The 23,054-nt window shown below is 37.4% G+C and carries 22 protein-coding genes; 12 read left to right on the top strand and 10 right to left on the bottom strand.

Annotation, left to right across the window (positions count from 1 at the left end):
• Positions 1 to 460: 460 nt before the first annotated feature.
• The 3 genes from AC4MRQ_RS16755 to AC4MRQ_RS16765 form a co-directional block, all read right to left on the bottom strand.
• Positions 461 to 1,192, bottom strand: coding sequence for a hypothetical protein (locus tag AC4MRQ_RS16755; RefSeq protein WP_491198852.1), 732 nt, complete (start codon positions 1,190 to 1,192; stop codon positions 461 to 463).
• A complete protein-coding gene (locus AC4MRQ_RS16760) occupies positions 1,176 to 3,050 on the bottom strand; it encodes a hypothetical protein (RefSeq protein WP_491198853.1) in 1,875 nt (624 codons plus the stop codon). The genes AC4MRQ_RS16755 and AC4MRQ_RS16760 overlap by 17 nt, the downstream gene beginning before the upstream one ends.
• A gap of 853 nt (positions 3,051 to 3,903) precedes the next feature.
• Positions 3,904 to 4,374 (bottom strand): hypothetical protein, encoded by a 471-nt coding sequence (locus AC4MRQ_RS16765; protein ID WP_491198854.1) that lies wholly within the window; start codon positions 4,372 to 4,374, stop codon positions 3,904 to 3,906.
• A gap of 854 nt (positions 4,375 to 5,228) precedes the next feature.
• On the opposite strand from AC4MRQ_RS16765, the gene AC4MRQ_RS16770 reads away from it, so the two are divergent.
• From AC4MRQ_RS16770 to AC4MRQ_RS16805, 8 genes are all read left to right on the top strand, one after another.
• A complete protein-coding gene (locus AC4MRQ_RS16770) occupies positions 5,229 to 6,308 on the top strand; it encodes a helix-turn-helix domain-containing protein (RefSeq protein ID WP_491198855.1) in 1,080 nt (359 codons plus the stop codon).
• Between the two features lie 126 nt (positions 6,309 to 6,434).
• Positions 6,435 to 7,238 carry an SDR family NAD(P)-dependent oxidoreductase gene (locus AC4MRQ_RS16775; protein ID WP_491198856.1) on the top strand — a complete coding sequence of 268 codons (804 nt, stop codon included), beginning with the start codon at positions 6,435 to 6,437 and terminating at the stop codon, positions 7,236 to 7,238.
• A gap of 382 nt (positions 7,239 to 7,620) precedes the next feature.
• Positions 7,621 to 8,583, top strand: coding sequence for an NAD-dependent epimerase/dehydratase family protein (locus AC4MRQ_RS16780; RefSeq protein WP_491198857.1), 963 nt, complete (start codon positions 7,621 to 7,623; stop codon positions 8,581 to 8,583).
• Positions 8,584 to 8,616: 33 nt separating this feature from the next.
• Positions 8,617 to 9,393 carry an SRPBCC family protein gene (locus AC4MRQ_RS16785; RefSeq protein ID WP_491198858.1) on the top strand — a complete coding sequence of 259 codons (777 nt, stop codon included), beginning with the start codon at positions 8,617 to 8,619 and terminating at the stop codon, positions 9,391 to 9,393.
• Positions 9,368 to 9,832: a DUF2062 domain-containing protein gene (locus tag AC4MRQ_RS16790; protein ID WP_491198859.1), complete on the top strand. Its 465-nt coding sequence runs from the start codon at positions 9,368 to 9,370 to the stop codon at positions 9,830 to 9,832. Before AC4MRQ_RS16785 ends, AC4MRQ_RS16790 begins: the two co-directional genes overlap by 26 nt.
• A 193-nt stretch (positions 9,833 to 10,025) precedes the next feature.
• Positions 10,026 to 11,156 (top strand): acyloxyacyl hydrolase, encoded by a 1,131-nt coding sequence (locus AC4MRQ_RS16795; RefSeq protein ID WP_491198860.1) that lies wholly within the window; start codon positions 10,026 to 10,028, stop codon positions 11,154 to 11,156.
• Positions 11,157 to 11,324: 168 nt separating this feature from the next.
• Positions 11,325 to 11,750 (top strand): (4Fe-4S)-binding protein, encoded by a 426-nt coding sequence (locus AC4MRQ_RS16800; protein ID WP_491198861.1) that lies wholly within the window; start codon positions 11,325 to 11,327, stop codon positions 11,748 to 11,750.
• Positions 11,751 to 11,770: 20 nt separating this feature from the next.
• Complete coding sequence (locus tag AC4MRQ_RS16805; RefSeq protein ID WP_491198862.1) at positions 11,771 to 12,406, top strand: flavodoxin family protein; 636 nt, start codon at positions 11,771 to 11,773, stop codon at positions 12,404 to 12,406.
• A 197-nt stretch (positions 12,407 to 12,603) separates the two neighbouring features.
• On the opposite strand, the gene AC4MRQ_RS16810 is transcribed toward AC4MRQ_RS16805, so the two are convergent.
• Positions 12,604 to 13,080, bottom strand: a complete 477-nt coding sequence (locus AC4MRQ_RS16810) for a NanQ anomerase/TabA/YiaL family protein (protein ID WP_491198863.1) — start codon at positions 13,078 to 13,080, stop codon at positions 12,604 to 12,606.
• A 173-nt stretch (positions 13,081 to 13,253) separates the two neighbouring features.
• Entirely contained in the window at positions 13,254 to 14,750 is a 1,497-nt protein-coding gene (locus AC4MRQ_RS16815; RefSeq protein WP_491198864.1) for a glutamine synthetase family protein, read from the bottom strand.
• A gap of 299 nt (positions 14,751 to 15,049) precedes the next feature.
• Between AC4MRQ_RS16815 and AC4MRQ_RS16820 the strand changes: the two genes are divergently transcribed.
• On the top strand, positions 15,050 to 15,676 hold the full coding sequence (locus tag AC4MRQ_RS16820) for a hypothetical protein (protein WP_491198865.1): 627 nt from the start codon (positions 15,050 to 15,052) through the stop codon (positions 15,674 to 15,676).
• 126 nt (positions 15,677 to 15,802) lie between these two features.
• Entirely contained in the window at positions 15,803 to 16,972 is a 1,170-nt protein-coding gene (locus tag AC4MRQ_RS16825) for an adenylate kinase (protein WP_491198866.1), read from the top strand.
• 59 nt (positions 16,973 to 17,031) lie between these two features.
• Here AC4MRQ_RS16825 and AC4MRQ_RS16830 read toward each other — a convergent pair whose 3' ends face one another.
• Positions 17,032 to 19,314 (bottom strand): NADP-dependent malic enzyme, encoded by a 2,283-nt coding sequence (locus tag AC4MRQ_RS16830; protein WP_491198867.1) that lies wholly within the window; start codon positions 19,312 to 19,314, stop codon positions 17,032 to 17,034.
• Positions 19,315 to 19,745: 431 nt separating this feature from the next.
• On the opposite strand from AC4MRQ_RS16830, the gene panB reads away from it, so the two are divergent.
• Both panB and AC4MRQ_RS16840 read left to right on the top strand, forming a co-directional pair.
• On the top strand, positions 19,746 to 20,564 hold the full coding sequence (panB, locus tag AC4MRQ_RS16835) for a 3-methyl-2-oxobutanoate hydroxymethyltransferase (RefSeq protein WP_491198868.1): 819 nt from the start codon (positions 19,746 to 19,748) through the stop codon (positions 20,562 to 20,564).
• Positions 20,565 to 20,674: 110 nt separating this feature from the next.
• Complete coding sequence (locus AC4MRQ_RS16840; RefSeq protein WP_491198869.1) at positions 20,675 to 21,364, top strand: RluA family pseudouridine synthase; 690 nt, start codon at positions 20,675 to 20,677, stop codon at positions 21,362 to 21,364.
• A gap of 6 nt (positions 21,365 to 21,370) precedes the next feature.
• Here AC4MRQ_RS16840 and cdd read toward each other — a convergent pair whose 3' ends face one another.
• From cdd to infC, 4 genes are all read right to left on the bottom strand, one after another.
• Positions 21,371 to 21,886, bottom strand: a complete 516-nt coding sequence (gene cdd, locus AC4MRQ_RS16845; protein WP_491198870.1) for a cytidine deaminase — start codon at positions 21,884 to 21,886, stop codon at positions 21,371 to 21,373.
• Between the two features lie 111 nt (positions 21,887 to 21,997).
• Positions 21,998 to 22,348, bottom strand: a complete 351-nt coding sequence (gene rplT / locus AC4MRQ_RS16850) for a 50S ribosomal protein L20 (RefSeq protein ID WP_491198871.1) — start codon at positions 22,346 to 22,348, stop codon at positions 21,998 to 22,000.
• A 100-nt stretch (positions 22,349 to 22,448) separates the two neighbouring features.
• Positions 22,449 to 22,646 carry a 50S ribosomal protein L35 gene (rpmI, locus tag AC4MRQ_RS16855; protein WP_319399241.1) on the bottom strand — a complete coding sequence of 66 codons (198 nt, stop codon included), beginning with the start codon at positions 22,644 to 22,646 and terminating at the stop codon, positions 22,449 to 22,451.
• Between the two features lie 31 nt (positions 22,647 to 22,677).
• Positions 22,678 to 23,054: translation initiation factor IF-3 (gene infC / locus AC4MRQ_RS16860; protein WP_491198872.1), on the bottom strand; the 377-nt coding region annotated here is incomplete at its 5' end.

Here is a 23,054-nt window from a genome sequence, read left to right on the forward strand (position 1 = left end):
CCTGATGAACGATCTTGTCACCAGGTTTAATAGTAATAATCTTTGAGATAGATAATAGTAAATCAATATCTTCTGTTTCTAAAAATGGAAAAAGCTTATGGATTTCTTGTTTATAATCTATCATCTGCCAAAATTAAAGAATTTCTTTTAATGAGATATTGACCTTTTTTGCTCCTATTGCAACACTATTGAAGACCAGTTCTATTATTAAGTAAGCCCGTTCTGGAGCTTGTAAAAGCTCAATTTCCTGACACTTTGTCTCTTTTGCTTCTGCATTGATGTTCGAAGCAAAATAATGCTGTTTGACGAAGTCGTTTCGGGAGGTTTTTAACCGATTTGTCAACTGTTTTCATTCGAAAATAAACTTGCCACCCTTTTAAACTTTTTAAAATCAATATTTTAAAAGTTGGTGAAAGCTAACAGTTTCTTTCGATTATCCAAAAGAAGCTTTCCATCAAGTTTAATCACTTTGTTTAGAGGATATCTGATAACCGATGCCCAACGAAACTCTAAAACCATCCCAGTTATTCCTTAAAGCCTTATCTGTTCCTGGGATGCTTACATCAATATCTTCGTCCATTACCTCTGCTTTTAATTGGCCACGATGGAGGTCAAGATAATAACCGGCATTAAGACTTAGGAGAATCCGGTTAAACTGTCGATATAGCTTGATGCTTGGTTCGATACCTATATTATAACCTTTAATTTTAACCGTTTCTGTCTCCCCGTAATCGTATAATTCCAAGTTGCTTGTGAATTCCTGATTTGAAAAAAGGAGTTGTGGTCTTAGTTTTGCAGCAATTGATACCAACTCAGAAGAGTAAAATTCACGTTCAATTCCAATTACAGGTCCAAAGCCTTCAATACTGATATCGTAGTTAATTTGCCCCGAGTAATCTTTATAAAACGATCGGGCTCCAGTTGATTGGTAAATAAAACCAAAGGACAGTTCTGTGTTGTCAAATGATTCCTGAATTTCAACCGCATAGTTAAAATAGCCCGGGAAATCGTCTAATATGGCCAAATCTATTCCATAATCGTTTTTAAGATTATCAATAAAAAACTGATGAAAAGATTTTTGTTGAGACATATCATATGTTCCGTAACCAAAGTAGCCGTTAATCTTAATTTGTGAAGAAAGAGGGCTTGTAACAAATGAGCATATAATGATTAGCTTAATTAAGTTTTTCATAGTTTTTAAGGTCAAGTTGTTTGTTATTGAAATAGATAACATCGTTTACAACCACAAAGGGTTCGCCCATTTGGCTCCGATACCTGCTGTAATAATCTTCAAAATACCCTACTTCCCTTACTTTTTCTCCTGTTTTCGGATCGTAAAAATGCAGCATAAGGTCTCCGTCAGCTACCAGGTAGCCCGTCAGCGGATCGATACAAATAATTGTATGGGCATCGGTGGTAAAGGATTTTAATACCTTTTCCTCTGTGCATGACCAGTACTCCGCTTTATTTCCATTGAGGATATAAAAGTTACTTTCAGATGACTGGTCAAAAACAACTTTTGATGTTTTATATTCACCATGATAATAACTTATTTCTTCGTAAAGGCCTGACTGATCATTATACTTCCAAAATTCAATACGCGGGTTGTAATCGCCCCTTAAAACGATATAGTTTCCATCGGGACTAATAACGGGTGCAAATATGTTGTACTTAGAGGTTATTTCCTGGATGGTTTTTTCATTTTTAACATCGTAGGCAATCAAGTCGTCATAGATATTAGATCCAACCAGTATGCCGTTGTTAGATATGGTGTAGTTCCCAACGCCGGCAAAGAGCTTAAATGCAGTCTTCAGATCAAGGTTGGTCGTAAAGTATGAATGTGGGTTAACTTTTGTTTCGCCACTAACCAGATAAGCTCCATTGCCCGACAAGCCAATGTTATGCTCATATTTAACTGACGATTGGGTATAACTCCCGTTGTTGACGTCAAATTTAGCAAGGTTACCATGCATTTCTCCATAAATATGTAGGGGTTCGGCAGCGTTAACAAAAAGGTAGTTTTCCAATTCGAAAGTGTCTGTTTCAAGATTATAGATAAACTCTTTTCTTAGCTGGGTACTGTAGGAGAAATCTTCGTACATGTAATCGCCGGTCATAACTAATTGGTAACGCATGTTGGGGTATAGACCGTCTTTGATTACATAAGTCGTGTCGTTCGGATTTGTGATTCCTGCAATTTTAGATCCAGTATATCTTGGTTCGCTTGCAAAGATCACTACTTCTTTCAGGTTATTATAAAACCTTGACTTATTCCAGCTAATCACCCTTTCTAACTTGTTGTTGGTTTCTATATTAAATCCGGCTCCTGGGTAATCGATAGTTATGGTATCAGATGTGGCGCGCTTGCCGGCCGCCTTTAATACCAGATAATACATTGCTTTTCCACCAACAAACGACATGTCTTTTTGCCAGGTTTGTTCGCTATCTTTAATGGGAGTCAGCCATTCAAACGAATAACGCTCAAAAACATCATGGTAGATACCTCTGTATAATTGATATTCTTCAAAGCCGACGGCAGTGCACTCCTCCCACTTAATCATTAATGTGCCATCTTCTTCACTGGCTGAAATAATCACTGGCTTCGGAACTTCAGAGTAGTATTTCACTACCCATTTTTTTTCGTACACAAAAAATTCACCTCCCATCTTGTTGGCTAGGGAACCACTACCTGTATTTACTTTAGCAGTCATTTTTAATTCATAAAAACCCGATGCCAAATCTCTATTTGCAATACTAAATGTACCCTGTACCTGACTTGAATTATGAAACTGGTTATAAATTATATCATCATTTAAACTAATCTGGACATTTTGTATAGCCTGCCCGTCAGATTTGTATTCGTAATGAAGTTGGGCATACGAGATAACTTCAATGGTATCTTTGTCAAAATCAAGTTTAAAAGCTGTTGTCGGTGGTGTAGGATATTCTATCTCTGTAAATAACTCTTCCTCAGAAGAAAATTGGCACGAGACAAGGCTGAGTAGGAAGCTATATATAAGACAATTGACTAAAAATCTATTCGGATACATTTAAATTTTGGGATATGATTTTTATTGTAATAAGTGCGTAAAGATAATATTATTATGGTGTGTATGATTGTTCACAATAAAATTAATAATTACACACATAGCGCCTGAAGAGGGTTAATAGTCACATGGGGCACTAATCAACTATTATTTAATGTTTCATTCGGATTAAGAGTTGAAGCTATTTAATAAAAAAAGCTGATAGTCTGATAGATAAGCTTGGGTTTTTTAAGTGTTGACTTCATGATTAAACAAAGTGTTGAGTTTCTGATGCATATTCTGGGTTTCAACTATGATTCCCGTGTTTGTTCTTGTGGCAATTTATTCCAGAAAGGAATAAATTTTACCTTATTTAACCACAAAATCACCCCATTTAATGCTCTAAGTTGATCTTATCAAAGCTCAATTTACTGACAATTTGGCTCAAGCTTGTCAGGTTTTGCCTTAAGGTCAGGTTTTATCAGGTTCAATGTTGATGTCCATAAGGGTCGTGCCTGACCTGTTATTGCTTTAACTTTAATACTTTTTTAGGTCAGGTTTGGTCTTATTTGCACCAAATTTATACTTGTTTAAGCTCAACATTGAACAAAAATAGCATCAACGTTGAAGTTTAGGTGCATCAACTTTGACCCGAAATAAGGTCAAAGATGACCTTAAGTAAGCTAATGTTTGATGCTTTTTGGCAGAATCTTGTCAGGTTTTGGAGCTCGGCTGAGGTAAATCAGGATAACGTTCGAGCTTGATGGAGGTGTAAAACGACCTTCTGTAAGTCCGTAGATGAGGTATTATAACTTAGGTTTTGATGTTTGTTTGGTAAAAGAAGAAATCCGGAGGCCTGCTTCCGGATTTTCTTTAATTAATTTTCAACTTCCTCTTTGCGTTTGCGACGAGGGAATTGTGTTTTTAGTTCGTCATAAACTTCTTTAGCGCCCGGAACATTATTTTTTGCAGCCAGTTTTACGTTATTATAAAACAAAAGTGCACTGTTGTATGCTTCACTGCCTGCTAACATTGCCGTGTCATTTATTAAGCTTGATAATGCCGTTAAGTTGTTCTCTAAAGGCAACAGGCTTGTGGCATCAGCAACGTCAATGTCAAAGTCTTCCTGTGCAACAAAAGAAGGAAGTAACTCTGGGTGTTCTTTACTAAGATTATTGGCATTACTAACAAAACTTAATGCTTTCTCACCCATTTTTAGGATGGTTCTTCTTTCCTCTTTGGTAAGGGTGATTAAGTAGGCTTTTAATAATTCGTAGATCTCATCTACTTTAGTATTTACCTGGTCAACCACTTCGCCAGGGATACTTATTGAATGATTATTCTTCATTTTACTTATATTTGAAAAATTATACAATGAGTGCGGACCACTCTGACCCGTAAGTTTGCAGACCCAAGGCCAGATGTGATCCGTACTTTTTATTAATGTTAAATTAACAATATGATGGATTCAAACTATTCTTTCTTGATGAATGGCGGGGATTGTTTGATGAAATATATGTTTATTACGGCTATTACACAGCTAACGTTATTTTGTATATCGGAATTAATTGAAACAAGTATTAGTATAATTTATAATTCCCATGTTGATAATTGCACTGCAGCATACTGTGTAAACAGTTCGTCAATTACAAATTGATTGAATGACGCAGCGCAATTCTAAGCCCGTCAATTTAGAATCAGCGAAGTAATATTTGTCGTTGGATTTATTGGTTAATTTAACTATCTGTTCATCAGAAGTAAATCAATTTTCCCTTTTTACATTTTGTTGAATGTTAATTGGTTAATTAGAGAAGAAAGATAATTCGTGTCAATCTGTGCAATTTGCGGTTTCGAAAAACGTGGATTCAAAACAATTTCCCTACTATCTTACAAACTGGAATTGTTTTATTAAAATTCATCGGAGTACGGATTTAGAAATCACGGGTGTCTGATGGAGGTTTTTAATTACTTTTAATGCTGACCCCTTAAGGTCACTTCGTTATATTTTCCATTGCGTGCGTTAAAAAATATTAGCAAGTAATTAAACTCAGGCTATTCGTCAAAAGTTGTACTTTTACTCTGTTGAGCTTGGGTGAAGCTTAAATACTGATGAAGTGTTTGGTATTGTAAGTTGCCTGTCCGGTAACTATTTACCGGCATAATTAAACAAAACCTTATTTTACCATTAAAATTCAAATACCAATGGTGCATTTTGTTGAGATAATCATTTTTGGTTCGTTATTACTGCTTTCATTTTTGCTTTTAACCAATCCATTTAAGGTTAATGCTAAAGCGAACAGATGGTTAGGTGTTTTTACGTTTTTATGGTCTTCTTATTGGCTTGAGGAAGTTGTACAATTAGCGACTGGTAAATCAATTGAAGTTAGCTCTTTCATAGGAATTAGTTTTATTCAATTTTTGGCACCCATCTGTTTTTATTTTGGTGTCAGGTATTTTACTAATCCCAATTATAAATTCACGGTTAGGAGTGGGCTTTATTTAGTTGTACCAGCTGTTTATCTCGTTATTTTAATTCTTCAGCAAATATCATCTTTTAATTATCACCCAATACTTATTACTGTTGTAATGCTTCATGCATCGTATTACATCTTCATTTCATATATCAGCATATTCAGGCATCAAAGACAGATTAAGCGCTTTGCATCCAATATGCAGGGTATTGATTTATATTGGCTGGAGTATATTATAATCGTCATAGTGGCGCTTTTAATTTTGTTTAACATCCTGTATTATAAGACGCCACTCAATATAATCATGAACCTTATTACACTGGTTACAGTATTTTTTGTGTCATACAATGCCCTTAAGCAAAAAGAAATATACCCACTTGATAAAAAAGATCGGGAAGATGCCATAAGTGCTGGTCAGGAGGAAACCACCGAATTACCGAAAAGAAAGATAATCTCAGACGAGAGGTTGGTGGAACTAAAAGATCAGCTTAATGAATTAATGTTAAAGGATGAACCTTATTTAGATACAGAGCTGGATTTGATGAACCTGTCGAAACAGCTTCAGGTGAGTTCCAACCATCTGTCGTATGTTATCAACAACGGATTTAATGAGAATTTCTACAGTTATATTAATAAGTTTCGTATCGAAAAAGCAAAAAAACTGCTTGACAATAAAAAAACAAATCACTTGTCAATAATTGGTGTTGCTTACGAATCTGGATTTAGTTCCAAAACATCTTTTAATACCACTTTTAAGAAAATGACCGGATCAACTCCTTCTGAGTTCAAAAAAAGATGTTCGAATCTATAGATTCGAACGGTGGTTCTTTGTAATAATCATGTATACAGTTGATTAATGAAAGTGTTCGCTTCCTCATTTTAGAACATTTAAGGCCGGATTGGCCTCTACTTTTGTCACGAAATCAAATCAATCGTTATGGTGAAAGTAAAAAAGAATTCAAAGTATGCTGTTGTAACGGGAGCAAGTCAGGGATTGGGTAAAGCATTTGCATTTGAGCTGGCAAGGTTAAAAAGAAATGTTGTTTTAGTGAGTCTGCCGGAACAAGATTTATTAAAAGTAGTTGATGCTATAAAAGTGCAATATGATGTTGATGTGGCTTATTATGAAACTGATTTTTCGTCGAACAAGAACATTATTGAGCTAAGTAAGTGGTTAAATGAAAATTTCCATATTGATATTCTTATTAATAATGCGGGTATTGGTGGCACAATGCGCTTTGGCGATGTTGATGTGGATTATATCGATACCATTATACAGGTCAATATCAAAGCCACTTCAATTTTAACGCATCAGCTATTGCCTAACCTGAAACAACAACAGCAATCTTACATACTAAATGTGTCCAGCATTGCTGCTTTTACACCGGTGGGTTATAAAACAGTGTATCCCGCATCAAAGGTGTTTATACATTACTTTACCCGTGGCTTAAGAGCTGAGCTTAAAGATTCAAATATTTGCGTGAGTGTGATACATCCGGGTGCCATGGCTACTAATCCGGAAATCATATCCAGGATTGAAAAGCAAGGATTAATAGGACGCTTGACCTTATTAAAACCGGAAAAAGTAGCACGTTTTGCTATTGGCAGGTTATTAAAAAAAGACTCTGTCATTGTGCTCAGTCATCTTACATGGATAGTTTCTAAGCTTATACCCGAATGGGTAAAACTGCCATTAATGACGGGCGTTGTAAAACGCGAGATTGCCGCGCAGCACGCATAAAATATGCATATCCTTCCTTAAAAGGGAGACTTGAATAGTAGTTTCACACGATGTATTGTAGATTCAGACTAACTACATCCCCTTTCAAAGGGATAACAATACTATAAGTTAAGAAGATTATAGGAGCTGTAAATCAAAGCAGCGTTAGCCAGAGCAATAGTCCGGGCCAAGGTTGGCGAGAGGTCTTCAAGAGGGCACTTGAGGAGGATGTGTGTCAGCCGGAATTGAAGGTTGGTGTGGGTTGTAGGGTTCTATTGCTCTAGACCTTTTTGCTTATCTTTTTGTGGCAATGACAAAATGTAAGTGTGGGTTGGGACAACGTCCCTTTTCGAAAGAACTACATGAATTGCTTGAACATTCAGAAATCAAAAAAAATAACTTTATGAAGACGGTATTTGTAACAGGCATTAATGGTTTGTTAGGTACAAACCTTGTCAATCTATTATTAAAAAGTGGTTTCAGGGTAAAAGGATTAGTTCGCAATCCGGAAACATATAAAGGGTATGAAAATGAGCATCTGAGCCTTATATGCGGAACTTTATTTGATGACTTTACCAAAGTTCTATCGGATGTTGATTACCTGGTGCATATTGCTGCCGCTACCAGCCAGAATATCTTATCAGAGGCTTATTATTGGAAGATTAACAGCAATGCTACCAAACAGCTTTACCAGGCAAGCATCAGGTGCAAAGTGAAGAAGTTTATATTTGTTAGCACCGCTAATACCATTGGATATGGTTCAATCAGGAACCCGGGCATAGAAGAAGCTGTTTTGCGAAACCCATTTGACGAATCGATTTATGCGCAAAGTAAAAAATCAGCAGAAAACTATATCCTGGTTAGGAATAATAAGATGGAAACTATTGTGGTAAATCCGACTTTTATGCTGGGTGCTTATGATACCAAGCCTAGTTCAGGTAAGATCTTACTCATGGCCTGGAAGAGGAAAATTGTGTTTTATCCTCCCGGAGGCAAAAATTTTGTGCATGTTGAGGATGTGGCGAAAGGCATACTCACAGTAATAGAGAAAGGCCGTAATAAGGAAAAGTATTTGCTTTCTAACGATAATCTTACCTACCGTGATTTCTTCAGGAGAGTAAATCAGGTATGTCAGCAAAGACCACTGATGATCAGAGTTCCTAAATGGATATTAATAATGGTAGGTTATGGGGGAGATGCTTTAAGGCAATTGAATGTGGCAACAAGCATAAGCTCGGTAAATATGAGAATATTATGCATCAATAATTTCTACTCCAATCGCAAATCAAAAAGCGAATTGGGCATACACTACCAATCGACCGAAAAAGCCATAGCAGACGCAGTTAATTACTTCGCTGCCCAATGATGATCAAAGTATTTCATGTAAACGAAGTGAGAAATGAAAAATATTAGAGAGAAGCGGGCATGCTTATTTATTATAGCAGCCCTGTTGCAGTTGGTAAATTTAAATGTATATGGTCAAAATAAAGCGGTTGACAAAGATACCAGTATTCAAACATTGCTTGATATAGCTAAGTGTAGTAAATGGCAAACCATTAAAGAACGGGAAGGAGTGGAGATCAGTTATCGCTGGCTAAGCTATGGCGATACTTTGAAAACAAGAGAAATAGCATTGAACTTCCGGGTTGAAGCCGCGGCGAATAAAGTGCTGGAGAATTTGCGCACAAAGAGTGCGTTGACCAAATGGAATCATGGAGTGAAGGAATTAAATGTTTATACAAAAACAGATTCACTATGGATAACACACACGGTGTACGACATTCCTTATCCACTTTCAGAGCAGGATCTCGTAACAAAGAACCATATTGTCATCAATGATGAGGTAATTATTATTGATGTGACTGCAGCTCCTGATCTGGTTATCCAAAATGATAATGTCAATCGGCAGCGTTATTATTTTGGCCGCTGGTCGCTTGCCTCGCAGGCAGATGGAACAACAAAGGTTCGCTTTTCAGCTATCTCATTTTCAAAATCGAATATTCCGAGGTTTATACGTGATCCAATCGTTCAGAATAAGTTACTGAGTTCGTTTATTACACTAAAAGAAATATCGACCGGCAATAATAGAGTTGCATCCCTTTATGGCGAAGAATATAATAGAGGCAGTCTTAAAAAAAGAGGTAACAAAGATGAAGAAAATTCTATCTGGTTTTAAAAACATATTTACAATAAAAGATCATCCTGATAAAATAGCCAAAGGTTTTGCACTTGGTTCGTTTATTGGTATGATGCCAATTCCCGGTTTACAGGTACTGGTTGCTTTAGGTGTTTCAACACTTTTAAAGATTAACAAAAAAGCAGCCTGCGTAGCAGTGTTTAATACGAACCTGGCTACAGGAGCATTTGTTTTTGCCTTTAATTACTGGTTGGGTAAGCAACTACTTGGTATCACATCTACATTTGTTATTCCTGATGAGATGGGAGTGCATTTCATTTCAACAATACTAAAAGCCGGTTCGGAGGTATTTATTGCTCTGATGTTTGGAGGAGTTGTAACGGGGAGCATTGCTGCACTGATAGCCTATGTTGCGGTTAAATCGATAATTCATAAGCGTTATGACAAACTATCTAAAGATTCTCAGATTCAAACTTAACCATCAATGCATCAAAAAGTGGTTATTAGTTCATTGGTGTCCGCTTTGCTTTTATTACAGCAGGGCTAGGATTTCTGCTTCTATAAATATTTAACTCTGTGCTAATGCGGAGCAAGTCCTCTGAAGTTAATTTAATCTCCCTGGAGATACATATCTGGCATGTGGTTTAGGTTAGTTGTTAAAGTGAAGAATAATGAAGATTACAGGTTTATTATATATTTTGTTTACCATTTCAATAATAACAGTCGCTCAGGATAGTCTGCCTATGAAAAAGCAATACCGGCATTTATCCTTTAATTTCGGGTATGGCGATATCATGCCAACAACTGATTTTGTTAACGGGGATAATACTAAAGGGCTGCCTTTAAAACGTCATCAGTCAATTTCACTGAGAATGTTGTGGCAAAATCCGGGTTACACCCATTGGCAACAGGTTTTCAGAGCACCTTATTATGGTTTTGGGATGACAATGAATAACTTCTTCAATGCCCGGGAGCTGGGGTATCCGGTATCAGTTTATGGAGTGCTTGGATTACCAGTAAAACGATGGAATAAAGTTCAGGTATTCTCAGAGTTTCAATATGGAATGGCTGTTGGCTGGAAACATTATAAAGAAGGAGAAAATGATTACAATCTGGCTATTGGCGGTCCGATTACTGTTCATGTAACAGGTGGACTGAATGTCTTTTATCAACTCACACCTAATATTGATATTGGTATAGGAGGTAGCTTTGTGCATTTCTCAAACGGAGGAATGGAGCGCCCCAATCGAGGTATCAATATTTTATCTGCTTCAGCTAAATTAAATTATCATTTTGGTGGCCGGATTCAGGAAAAAGTAATAAAAGTTAAGGAGCCTAGAGATAAGAAGCGAAGTTTATTGTTAATGCTGGGCTATGGAAACCATCAGTTAGTGGAACATGAGTTGGATACCAATTATTTTGCGATTGGAGGAATATCTGCTGTTTATCTGGAACAGTTATCGCAGGCATTCAGGTTGGGCTTGGGTACAGATATTAATTACTGGTGGGGTTTAAATGCGAATGATGATGGCACGATTGCTCCGCGGGACTTTACCAATTTGACCATTGGTTTAATACTTCAACCGGAAATTATTATTGACCGGCTGACACTTGCTAGTGGTATTGGTATTTATGCGCGTCACCGGAACTATGGCAATTTTTCACAGATGTATCAGCGTCTTGGAGTGAGATATGATCTTTATAAGAACCTGGCATTGGGAGTCAACGTGCGAGCCATCAATTTTATGTTAGCTGAGTTTATGGAGTTTAATTTGTCTTATCGAATTGACTGGAAGAAATGAACTATGTACTATTAAATGTGTTATCTGGCATTTTTATCCATACTAAATCATGATCTGGATTCCTCTGTTTTTTGTATGTTTGCTTTCTTGCTCGTAGCCTGTATGTGTGAATTAATGGCATTCATCGCTTAAAATGATTAAATTATGGTGAATCAAAACCATAAAGTCATGAGTAAAGAAATTAGAAAGGAGTATAGCAATGGGGAATTGACAGTCGTGTGGCAACCAGCTAAATGTATCCATTCAGGAATATGTGTCAAGACACTTCCTAAAGTTTATGATCCAAATGCAAAGCCATGGATTAATGCAAATAATGCAACAACGGAAGAATTAAAGGCGCAGATTAAAAAGTGTCCGTCAGGAGCTTTAAGTTTTTATATGAATGATGAACAAGAAAGTTCTCAGGAAGCAGGTGGAACCGAGGTTGAAGTGTTAGAGAATGGTCCTTTGTTGGTATACGGTGCGATTGAGGTAAAAGATGCCAAAGGACAAGTTGAGAAAAAGGAAGATATAACGGCTTTTTGTCGTTGCGGGCATTCAAATAATAAGCCATATTGTGACGGTTCGCATAATGAGGTTGGATTTGAAGGTTAAGTTTTATTGATTTAGAATATATGAAGGTAGTTGCATTTAACGGTAGCCCCCGTAAAGAAGGTAATACATATCATGCTTTGAAGTTGGTTTGCGATCAGTTGGAAGATCAGGGTATTGAAACAGAGATTGTTTATCTTGGTAACAAGGGCATTAAAGGATGTCTCGCTTGCGGAAAATGTCGTGAGAATAAAGACGAGAAGTGCATTATTAAGAATGACGATGTTAATCTCTGGATTCAAAAAATGAAAGAAGCTGAGGGTATGTTGTTCGGCTCACCTGTTCACTTTGCAGCATTAGGAGCAAACATCAAAGCTTTTTTAGATAGAGCCTTTTATGTGTCAGGCTCCAATGGCAATCTGTTTCGTCATAAAGTGGGAGCAAGTGTGGCTGCTGTTCGTCGTTCAGGTGGTCTGCCTACCTTTAACGAGATGAATAATTTTCTGAATTATTCAGAGATGTTTATACCAACAGCCAACTACTGGAATGTGATTCATGGTGCTGCACCAGGTGAAGTGCTTAAAGACGAAGAAGGTGTGCAGATAATGCGCGTTTTAGGTAAAAATATGGCCTACCTGTTAAAGATGATTGATGTCGGTAAAAAATTAGTTAAAGCACCGGAACAGGAACAGAAGATTTATATGAATTTTGTGCGATAAGCCCTAGCATGAAAAAAGGGGATGTACGGGCCAAATTGAAGATGGGAAATCTTTGGTGGCCAGAGTCGTACATCCCAAAAAAGATTATGGTCGCATTCCCGGCACACCAACTTTATCTGGCGCATTGATCATTTCTTTTTTACACATTTTAATAATAGAGGATAACTTTCTGATCCAAGCTAACAACTACTATATCACTATGCAACTTTTACTTTAATCACTATTTTCTCCACAATTGAAGGAGCATCCACAGATATACATGGTGCATGCAGGTCTTCTGGATAAAGAATACAACCCATGCCGGCTGTTAAACGCAGAGACGAGAAATCGGCCACTTTAGGGAAATGAAGATCTCTTTCACTGTCATAATCATCTTCCTTTACAATGCGGTTTATTGGTGAAAATAGAATTTGCTCAACGCCCTTGTGGATATATTGAATATCAATGTATTTTTTATGTCCTTCCATCTTTGCTAAACCAATATCCTTTGTTTCATATGTTTGGCATATAGCAAAGATGCTGTCCTGATCTATTTTAACTTCAACCGGATTATCTATTGTAACCTGTGAAAAGATATCATCCAGATTGCCCGAACTAAGAAAGTCCAGAGCCTTTTGGAATCTAACATCTTTACATTGCTCTGAAAGTGTGTCAAGTGTCCCGATAAGTGCCATCGTAATTATTTTAAGGTTGTGATAAAGATACTATATTTTACGTGGTATTATCAAGATAATGTAAAACCAAAGAGCCGGACAATAATATCCCGGCTCTCCAAAGGTCTAGTTGTGCAAATACTAAAAATAATCATTGCCGTAGCAATGTGGATTTATGAAGATTTTTGGTTTGTTTATTGACAGTGTATATACCTGAGAACTAATTCTCGAATTGCGTCATTTTTACCATACAAACGTTCGCTCAGATTTTCATCTTCAAATTTCTTTAGTTTGTCAATGGTATGGTTAATAACGCGCTCAGGGAATATGTTGTTAGCTTCGAAAACTTGTCGTTTCTTACTTAATCGTTCTGCAGATTCGAAGCAAGATGTTGGCAGTTGCTCCAATCCGCCTTCAGGCATCTTATGAAATATGTTACCATTTACGTAAAGTTTTTCAGCTCTATCAAGTGCATCGGGTAAATTTAGTCCATGTTCTGCTGCTGTGATCAGACCGGCAATGGTCAGATGAATATTTGCTGAGCCATCAGGCGCTCTGAATTCAACCGTTTGTTTACTGTCTGTAGGAGCGGGGTTGATTTCAACACCGGGATTAGCATCAAAGATCATATTCTCAACACCCCCGGTCCATCCTAAAGGAACTCTTACCAAAGCTGAGCGGTTGCGATCACCCCAGCATATGTTTGTTGGAGCTTCCTGATGAGGTACAAGGCGAAGGTATGAAGTAGGAATGGTGTTGCCAAAGGCTGTTAATGCGTCTGCTGTATCTAATATACCGGCAATAACTTTTTTCGCTACATCGCTAAGCCCATTGTCACCAAGCATTATATTCTTACCATCTTTTTCAACCAACATGTGAAAATGTAAGCCACTACCAGCTTTACCAACAGTAATTTTCGGGGCGAAGCTGATTTCCACATTTAATTTCTCGGCCAGCATACGTAATACCCATTTGGCAATTAGCATTTGATCGGCTGCAAATTCAGGATCTGTTGGAAGAAATTCTATTTCGTGCTGTTCGTAAGCTTCATTACCAGCTGTAAAAGTGCCTACTTCAGCGTGTCCATATTTGATCTGACCACCACATTGAGCAATCAATTTTAGTGCTTCCTTTCGCATGGCTTCGAACTTGGCAAAAGGTTCTGATTCATGATAACCTCTTTGATCTGATGCCGGGAAGTTACTTGTGCGTTCGCTGTTGACATAATACTCCAGTTCACCCAGGAATTTCATGTTCATACCAGTTGATGACATAAAGTGCTGGTGGGCTTTACGCAAAATGTTTTCAGGAGCTGACTCTAGAGCTTGTCCTTTATGATCGTAAAAGGAACACAATATTTCAATGGATGGAATCTCAGAAAAAGGATTCAGAAATGCCGTACGGTAACGTGGTACTACATATAAATCACTGCTGCCAGCTTCCATAAATGAAAATAAACTTGAGCCATCAACACGTTCGCCGGCAGATAATATCGCATCTAAATGATCGCGGTTGGAAACAACAAAATTCAGGCTTTTCAAACGACCGTCTTCAGCGACGTATTTGAAGTTAATCATTCTGATTTCGTTGGCTTCCATATATTTAATGATATCCTCTTTGGTAAATGCCGATGATGGCTTTTGTAAATACCTTACCAAAGGATTAGGATTTAAAGTAACTGATATATTCATGGTTGCTTCTTAATTTTTTGACGTTTGCAAGATGGTAATACTGAAAATGCTATTTGATGATGAATGTCACTTACTTTTGTTTGTGGATATGTTTTAAAACAGAAAGAGGGGGTAATGTTGAGTTTATGTTCGAAAAAACTAACTTATATGGAATTAAAATAGGAGTAGCGTGAGTAATAGCAGTGAAATATTGAATTGAGAAATAGATTTAGAATTATTGGCTATTTCTTAAAGAATGCAAAGGCAAGTTTTATGGTGCGGTTTTTGTAAGTTTACATCGCAATTAACATGCGAAGATTATGCGACAGCTTTTTCTACTATTCGGATTAATATTTCTTAGTCTAGTGTCAAATGCACAGGAGGAACTAATGCTGAATCGTTCTTTTGATGAAATTGAACCGGAAATGGAGGTGGCTGTAGATTCAATCAAAGCAGTTGATTTTAGTGTAAATGTTGGATTAAGCGCCTTCGCTGATTTTGAAGGAATGTATGGGTTTAATACCTATGTTGCGCCCCAATGGTCAATTCTTCCGGCAGAAAAGTTTCAGGTTGATATTATGCCATATATGAGTCGTACCAGCTATTATAATATTCCTGCCTGGGGTCAGGTAGATGCTACTAAGCTGACACTTGATGAAAATATGATTCAGTTTGGCTTATATACTCAAGGCACTTACTTTATTAATGATAAGTGGTATGCCGGTGCTGCCGTATTTTTAAATACCAACATGCCTGAAAGCTCCAATTCGCAATTACAGGGGCTTAGTAATTATGGCGCATCTACATATGTTGGCTACAAATTTTCAGATAATTTCAGTGCTGAAGTTTCTTTTGGTGTGAGTAAATACCCTACATTCTATAATCCATCACCTGGATTTAGACCGATGATGCTTCCGCGAAATCCTTATAATCGTTTCAATCGATAAAATCACCAATCAATTGGGCTAGTGTTATATTGAAAAATAGGCAATACGGCTTATTTGTGTGTTTCGTTTTTAATTGATATATTCAACTATCTCAATTTTAATCGCGTACATCCTAAAATCACGGCTATGCTAAACATTGCTCTTTTTGGACCTCCGGGTGCGGGTAAAGGCACTCAATCAGAATTTCTTATTAAGAAATATAACCTCTTTTATATTTCCACCGGAGATATTCTGCGTAAAGAACTGGCAGAAGAAACTAAACTGGGTTTAGAGGCGAAAAGCATTATTGCCCGAGGTGGCCTGGTGTCCGATGAAATTATTGTTCAGATTATAGAGAAAACAATTAAGAACAATCCTGATGCTAATGGTTTCTTGTTCGACGGATTTCCACGAACATTTGTGCAAGCCTATATCTTAGAAGGTTTAATGATTAAGCTGAATACCAAACTTGATCTGCTAATTAGTATTGAGGTACCCGAAGAAGAGTCGGTGAAGCGTTTATTATTAAGGGGAGAAACTTCAGGTAGATTGGATGATAATGAAGAGGTGATACGTAATCGCTTGAGGGAATATGATGAGAAAACGAAGCCTGTTCTGGATTTCTATAAAGAAAAAGGCAATTATAAGGCCATTAACGGAGTTCAGAAAATTAAAAAGGTAACATCTGAAATACGAAAAGCAGTTAATAAGGTGTTGGAGAAAAAGCAACTAAATATTGTGTTGTTTGGTTCACCCGGTTCCGGACGGGGCTCATTAGGAAGAGCCATAGCTGAAAGGTATAATCTGGAATTTGTATCAACTGGTGATATGATTGATGAAGAGATCACCAATGGCACCGAGCTTGGTAAGTTGGTAAAAGAAAATTATGAGAATGGTCAATTAGTGTCTGACGAGATTGTTATTCAGCTGATTGAGCGAAAAATGCAGCAGTCGAATAATGCAAAGGGATTCATTTTTAAAGGTTATCCAAGAACACTTGTGCAATCATACATTCTTGATGGAATACTAAAAAAGCATGATGCAATAATTAATAAAATAATAGAATTGGATGTAGAGACTCTGGAACTGGTTCGAAGGCTTGATAGTAGAAGTAAGACACCACAGGCCATGCCTTATGATTCGAGTACAGCCAAGATTGTTCAGCGTTTGGAAGATCATACCAATAAAACAATACCTGTTATAGAAAAGTATAAAGAGATTCACGATGTAGCGGTCGTGAATGGAACCGATTCTTTCGAAGATGTAATGGGGCGGGTTTCTGCTGAAATTGAAAGCAGCTTTAAGGCATTGGATTAAATGATATTCAACGGATGAATATTAAATAGTTTGCAATATTCATCCGTTGAGTTAATACATTATAATTCTATAATTTTATCTTCTTTTGTTTGTGCATCTACCACTGTAATAGCTGCCATATCCACTATTTCACGCACAGAACTTTGTTGTTGCAATACATGTATTGGTTTGCGAATTCCCAGCAAAATAGGTCCGATAATTTCTACTTGTCCCAATTCATGCATCATCTTATAGGCAATATTTCCTGAACTTAAGCTTGGGAAGATAACTGTGTTAACTTCTTTATTACCCAGCTTCGAAAATGGGAAACGTTTAGCTCTTAATTCGGCATTAAAGGCGTAGTTGGCTTGCATTTCGCCATCAACCAATAGATCAGGGTAATTTTCATGAAGGTAGTTCACTGCACTTCTTACTCGTTTGGGGCTTCCATCACGGGTTGAACCAAAGTTGGAATATGAAACCATTGCAACAACCGGCTCCATATTGAATTTACGTACTTCATTAACGGTTAATAAAGTAGTGTCAGCAAGTGTGCGATAGGAAGGTTCATAGTTAACAGTTGTATCAGCGAAGAAGTATGGCCCTTTTTTGGTCATTACAATGTACATACCGGCAATATGATTCAGGGTGTTATTGGTGCCTGAGATCTGCAGGGCAGGTCGTATAGTTTCAGCGTATTTGTTTGAAAAACCACCGATAAATCCATCGGCATCACCTGTTTCAACCATCATAATACCAAAATAATTTCTGTCCAGCATTTGATAAAGGGCACCTTCCATATTGAGGCCTTTACGCTGGCGCTTTTGATAAAGCAGTTCAGCATATTTCTGACGTGATTCTTCCTGTTCCTGCGCTTTGTTGTCAATAATTGGAAGATCCAGAACATCCAGATCGTGCTCTTTGGCTATTTCTTCAATCTTCCCCTTGTTTCCTAATAGAATTGGCTCGGCAATGTTTTGCGAACGTACTACTTCAATTGCCTTAAGTACTTTAAAGTTATCTGCATCAGAGAAAACGATTCGTTTTTTATCAGATTTAGCTCTAGTTCTGATATCACGTACGAGTTTATTGTAGATACCCATGCGTTTCATCAAATCAATTTTATAACGTTCCCAATTGGCAATATCTAATCGGGCAACGCCAGTTTCCATAGCAGCTTTAGCAACAGCTGGTGCCACTTCTGTAATCAGACGTGGATCAAGTGGTTTAGGGATAAGATAATCCTTGCCGAATTTTAGATTTTGACTTTTATAGGCAGCATTTACCTGGTCGGGAACATCCTTTTTTGCTAATTCGGCTAAGGCATAAACTGCAGCCTTCTTCATTTCCTCATTGATCGCCTTAGCTCTTACATCCAGTGCTCCTCTGAAGATAAATGGAAAACCAAGTACGTTATTAACCTGGTTTGGGTAATCTGATCGACCTGTTGCAACAATGACATCGGGCCGGGCGGCAACTGCATCTTCATAGTTGATTTCCGGAACAGGATTGGCCAAGGCAAATACGATTGGTGTTTCAGCCATGCTTTGAACCATCTCTTTAGACAGTATATTTCCTTTGGAAAGACCTAAAAACATATCGGCCCCCTTTATAACCTCTTCTAGAGTGGTAAGGTCACTATTCTGAGCAAACTCAATTTTGTATTTATTTAAATCCGTTCGTTTAGTCGTCATCAGGCCCTTACTGTCGAGCATCCAAACATTTTCCTGCTTCACACCCAAGCTTACGTATAATTTTGAGCACATAATAGCTGATGCTCCGGCTCCGTTAACAACAACCTTTATTTGGTCTATTTCTTTTCCTGCTACTTCTATGGCATTAAGTAATCCAGCTGCTGAAATAATAGCTGTTCCATGTTGGTCGTCGTGAAAAACAGGAATGTCTAATTCTTTCTGAAGACGTGTTTCGATCTCAAAGCATTCAGGAGCCTTAATGTCTTCAAGGTTAATCCCACCAAAGGTTGGAGCAATGGCTTTTACTACTTTCACCATATCATCCACCTTTTTTTCATCTACTTCGATGTCGAATACATCAACATCAGCAAATACTTTAAAAAGTAAACCTTTACCCTCCATTACCGGCTTTCCTGCTGTAGCGCCAATGTCACCCAGGCCAAGTACAGCTGTACCGTTGGATATAACACCTACAAGGTTTCCTTTGGCGGTGTAGCGGTAGGCGTCATCAGGGTTGTGTTCAATTTCTTTACAAGGTTCAGCAACTCCCGGGGAGTATGCCAGTGAAAGATCGAGTTGTGAACTATACGGTTTTGTTGGAATAACTTCAATTTTGCCAGGGCGACCATTCTCATGGTATTGCAAGGCATCTAATTTTGTGGTTGACATGCGCAGTTAATTTATATTGATGGCAAATGTTGATATTAATTGGTTAAAACAAGTTGATAAAACACCATGTTTATATATAAGATTTTGCATTCTGTATTACTGTGTTGAAGCTATCATTTTTGACTGTTGTGATTTTTATAAATAAAGTTTTTCGGAAACTTCATGCCGTCAATGATGATGAAATGTAATCAAATATGCGGTTAAAATCCAATTATTGATCCTGTATTAGAAAATAAACGTGAACAAGACTTGCATTGGTTATTAAAACGGTTTATGATTATTATTTATTGAGTTAATGGTTAAAGATTAAGTCGGGATGCTCATAACAAATTATTAACTTTGCAGGCTGTGGTGTGTAAAATATTAGCTATCACTACTTAAATCGTTATAAAATATAATTGCTCCGCTGGAGTGATAAAATTAGATACATTATGTCGGTTGCTCAGGAAAGACGAAAAAAAGTGACGACTCACGTATTGAGTGAGATGAAAATGCGTGATGAGAAAATTGCCATGTTAACAGCATATGATTATTCGCTCGCAAAAATTGTGGATAGTGCAGGTGTTGATGTTATTTTGGTTGGTGACTCCGCATCTAATGTTATGGCCGGTTGGGAAACAACTTTGCCCATAACTTTGGATCAAATGATTTATCATGGCGCCTCTGTTGTGAGAGCAGTGCAACGCTCTTTAGTTGTTGTTGATATGCCATTTGGTACGTATCAAGGTAACTCAAAGGAAGCTTTGACGTCCGCAATCCGAATTATGAAAGAGACTGCTGCCGATGCTGTTAAGTTGGAGGGAGGACAGGAGATATTGGAATCTGTTCAGAGAATTTTATCGGCCGGCATACCTGTTATGGGACATTTAGGTTTGACGCCTCAATCAATTCATAAGTTTGGAACATATACCGTAAGAGCTAAACAAGAAGAGGAAGCTAAAAAGTTAATTGAGGATGCACACTTGCTTGAGGAAACAGGTTGTTTTGGAATTGTGCTGGAAAAGATTCCTGCTGCTTTGGCGGGACAAGTTGCGAAAGAGGTAAAAATTCCGATAATTGGTATAGGTGCCGGAAATCAGGTAGATGGGCAAGTGTTGGTCCTTCATGATATGTTGGGTATCAATCAGGAGTTTTCACCTCGATTCTTACGCCGCTATCATAACTTATTTGCTGAGATAAGTGGTGCTGTGGGTAATTACATCACAGATGTGAAAAGCGTAGACTTCCCAAATGAACGAGAGCAGTATTAATTAGTAGTTGTTAGTCAGTAGACTTTAAAAAAGGCAGGTCTTTTACAGAATAGAAAAGTAATAAAGCTGTAAATCGCTAATGACTGGCGGCTCAGCTATAAGCCAAGAAAATGAAGAAATTAGATATCATATACGAAGACAATCACATTATTGCTGTTAATAAATCATCATCTGATATTGTACAAGGAGATAAAACAGGTGATGAAACGTTAAGTGATAAAGTAAAAGCATATATAAAAAAGAAATACGATAAACCTGGTGATGTTTTTCTTGGTGTTGTACACCGATTGGATCGGCCTGTAAGTGGGGTTGTATTATTCGCGCGAACCAGTAAGGCACTGAGTCGATTAAATAAGATGTTTCAGGAGAAGAGTGTTAAAAAGACATACTGGGCATTAGTGGCTGAATTACCAACTGAAGATAGTGGTCGATTGGTTCATCATATTCTTAAAAACTCAGAAAAAAACAAGTCCTATGCTTTCCCTAAACCACGAAATGGTACTAAAGAGGCTATTTTGAATTACCGTTTAGTTTCTGGTTTAAAGAATTATTATATGCTGGAGGTGAACTTAGAAACCGGCCGACATCACCAAATACGATGTCAACTTGCGAAGATAGGATGTCCCATTCGAGGTGATTTAAAATACGGGTTCCCGCGTTCAAATAAAGATGGAAGTATTTCTTTACATGCAAGGAAGATAGAATTTATGCATCCGGTTAAGAAAGAACAAGTCATGATTACCGCACCAACACCAGATAGTGAAAATCTTTGGAAGGAGTTTCGCAATGTGAATGGGTAAACATTGTTAGTCTTTGGACTTCGGACTTCGAGCTTTGGACTTTAATAAACCATCACCAACAAATGATAGAGGCAGCAAATCTTTGCTGCTTTTTATTTTGTTAATGGACGATTGACCTACTAATAAGATATCAAATGGTTTGTTGAATCTTAATTCGGTTTCTAATAATACTTGTCGGCAGGCACCACAAGGTGCAACCGGGTTTTCAAGTATCCCGTTTTTATTCATGGCAATGATGGCAATGGATACAACCGGAGATTCTGGAAATTGAGCATTGGCATAAAACATGGCTGTTCGCTCGGCACACAAGCCTGATGGGTAGGCTGCATTTTCCTGATTGTTGCCTGTTATTATTTCTCCATTTTCAAGCAGAATAGCTGCACCAACGTTAAACTCAGAATAGGGCGCATATGCATTTTTACAGGCTTTATGAGCAGCATTTATTAATGCTTGCTCTTGTTCATTGAGTTCATCGATCGAATCAAATACTTCAATGCTTGTTGTTAGGTTGAGTTCCTTCATAGTCGTAAAAAAATGGGCAGACAATATAGCAATTTAAGCGGAGTCGTGAGCTGCGAGTAACAAAAAAGGAGACCAAACGGTCTCCTTTGTATCATAACTTAAAAGAAATTCTTAAGCGTTATTAGCTTTCTTTACGATAGCTTTGAAAGCTTCCGGGTGGTTCATTGCAAGGTCAGCAAGAACTTTACGGTTAATTTCAATGTTTTGAGCGTGTAGCATACCCATTAATTTACTGTATGATACACCTTCAAGGCGAGCAGCAGCGTTAATACGCTGAATCCATAATGCACGGAATGTGCTCTTTTTCTTCTTTCTGTCGCGGTATGCGTATGAAAGACCTTTTTCGTATGCGTTTTTAGCAACTGTCCATACGTTTTTTCTACGTCCAAAGTAACCTTTGGTTTGCTTTAAAAGCTTTCTGCGTCTTTCTCTTGACGCTACATGATTTACTGATCTTGGCATTTTAAAATCATTTTCGAATGGTTAGCGCCCCCTTTGGGAATCTTTTTAGCTAATTCACTCTGGTTAAATAAAAATCTTTTCCTTCTTCTTGAAATTTGAATTACTTCATGTTCAATAATAACTTGATGTTTGATTCATCAGCTTTGTGAACAGTGCCAGCATAGGTCAAATTTCTCTTCTGCTTCGTAGTCTTCTTAGTTAAAATGTGACTTTTGAAAGCATGCTTCCTCTTGATTTTTCCACTTCCAGTGATCGTAAAACGCTTTTTAGCACTGGAATTTGTCTTCATTTTTGGCATTATTCCTATATATTTAGTTATAAAAAATAAGCTATTTTTTCTTAGCACTAGCTTTAGGAGCAATGAACATTGTCATGCGCTTTCCTTCTAATTTAGGAAGCTGTTCAACTTTACCAATTTCTTCAAGATCCTGAGCAAAACGTAATAGTAAAATTTCACCTTTATCTTTAAATAAGATCGAACGTCCTTTAAAGAATACGAATGCTTTTACTTTTGCTCCTTCACCTAAGAATTTTTCGGCATGTTTTAGCTTAAACTTATAATCATGATCATCGGTGTTTGGTCCAAAACGGATTTCCTTCACAACCACCTTAACAGCCTTAGCCTTAAGTTCTTTTTGCTTGCGCTTTTGTTGGTAAAGGAATTTCTGATAGTCTGTAATCTTACATACAGGTGGATCAGCATTTG

The organism is Carboxylicivirga sp., from assembly GCF_982718395.1.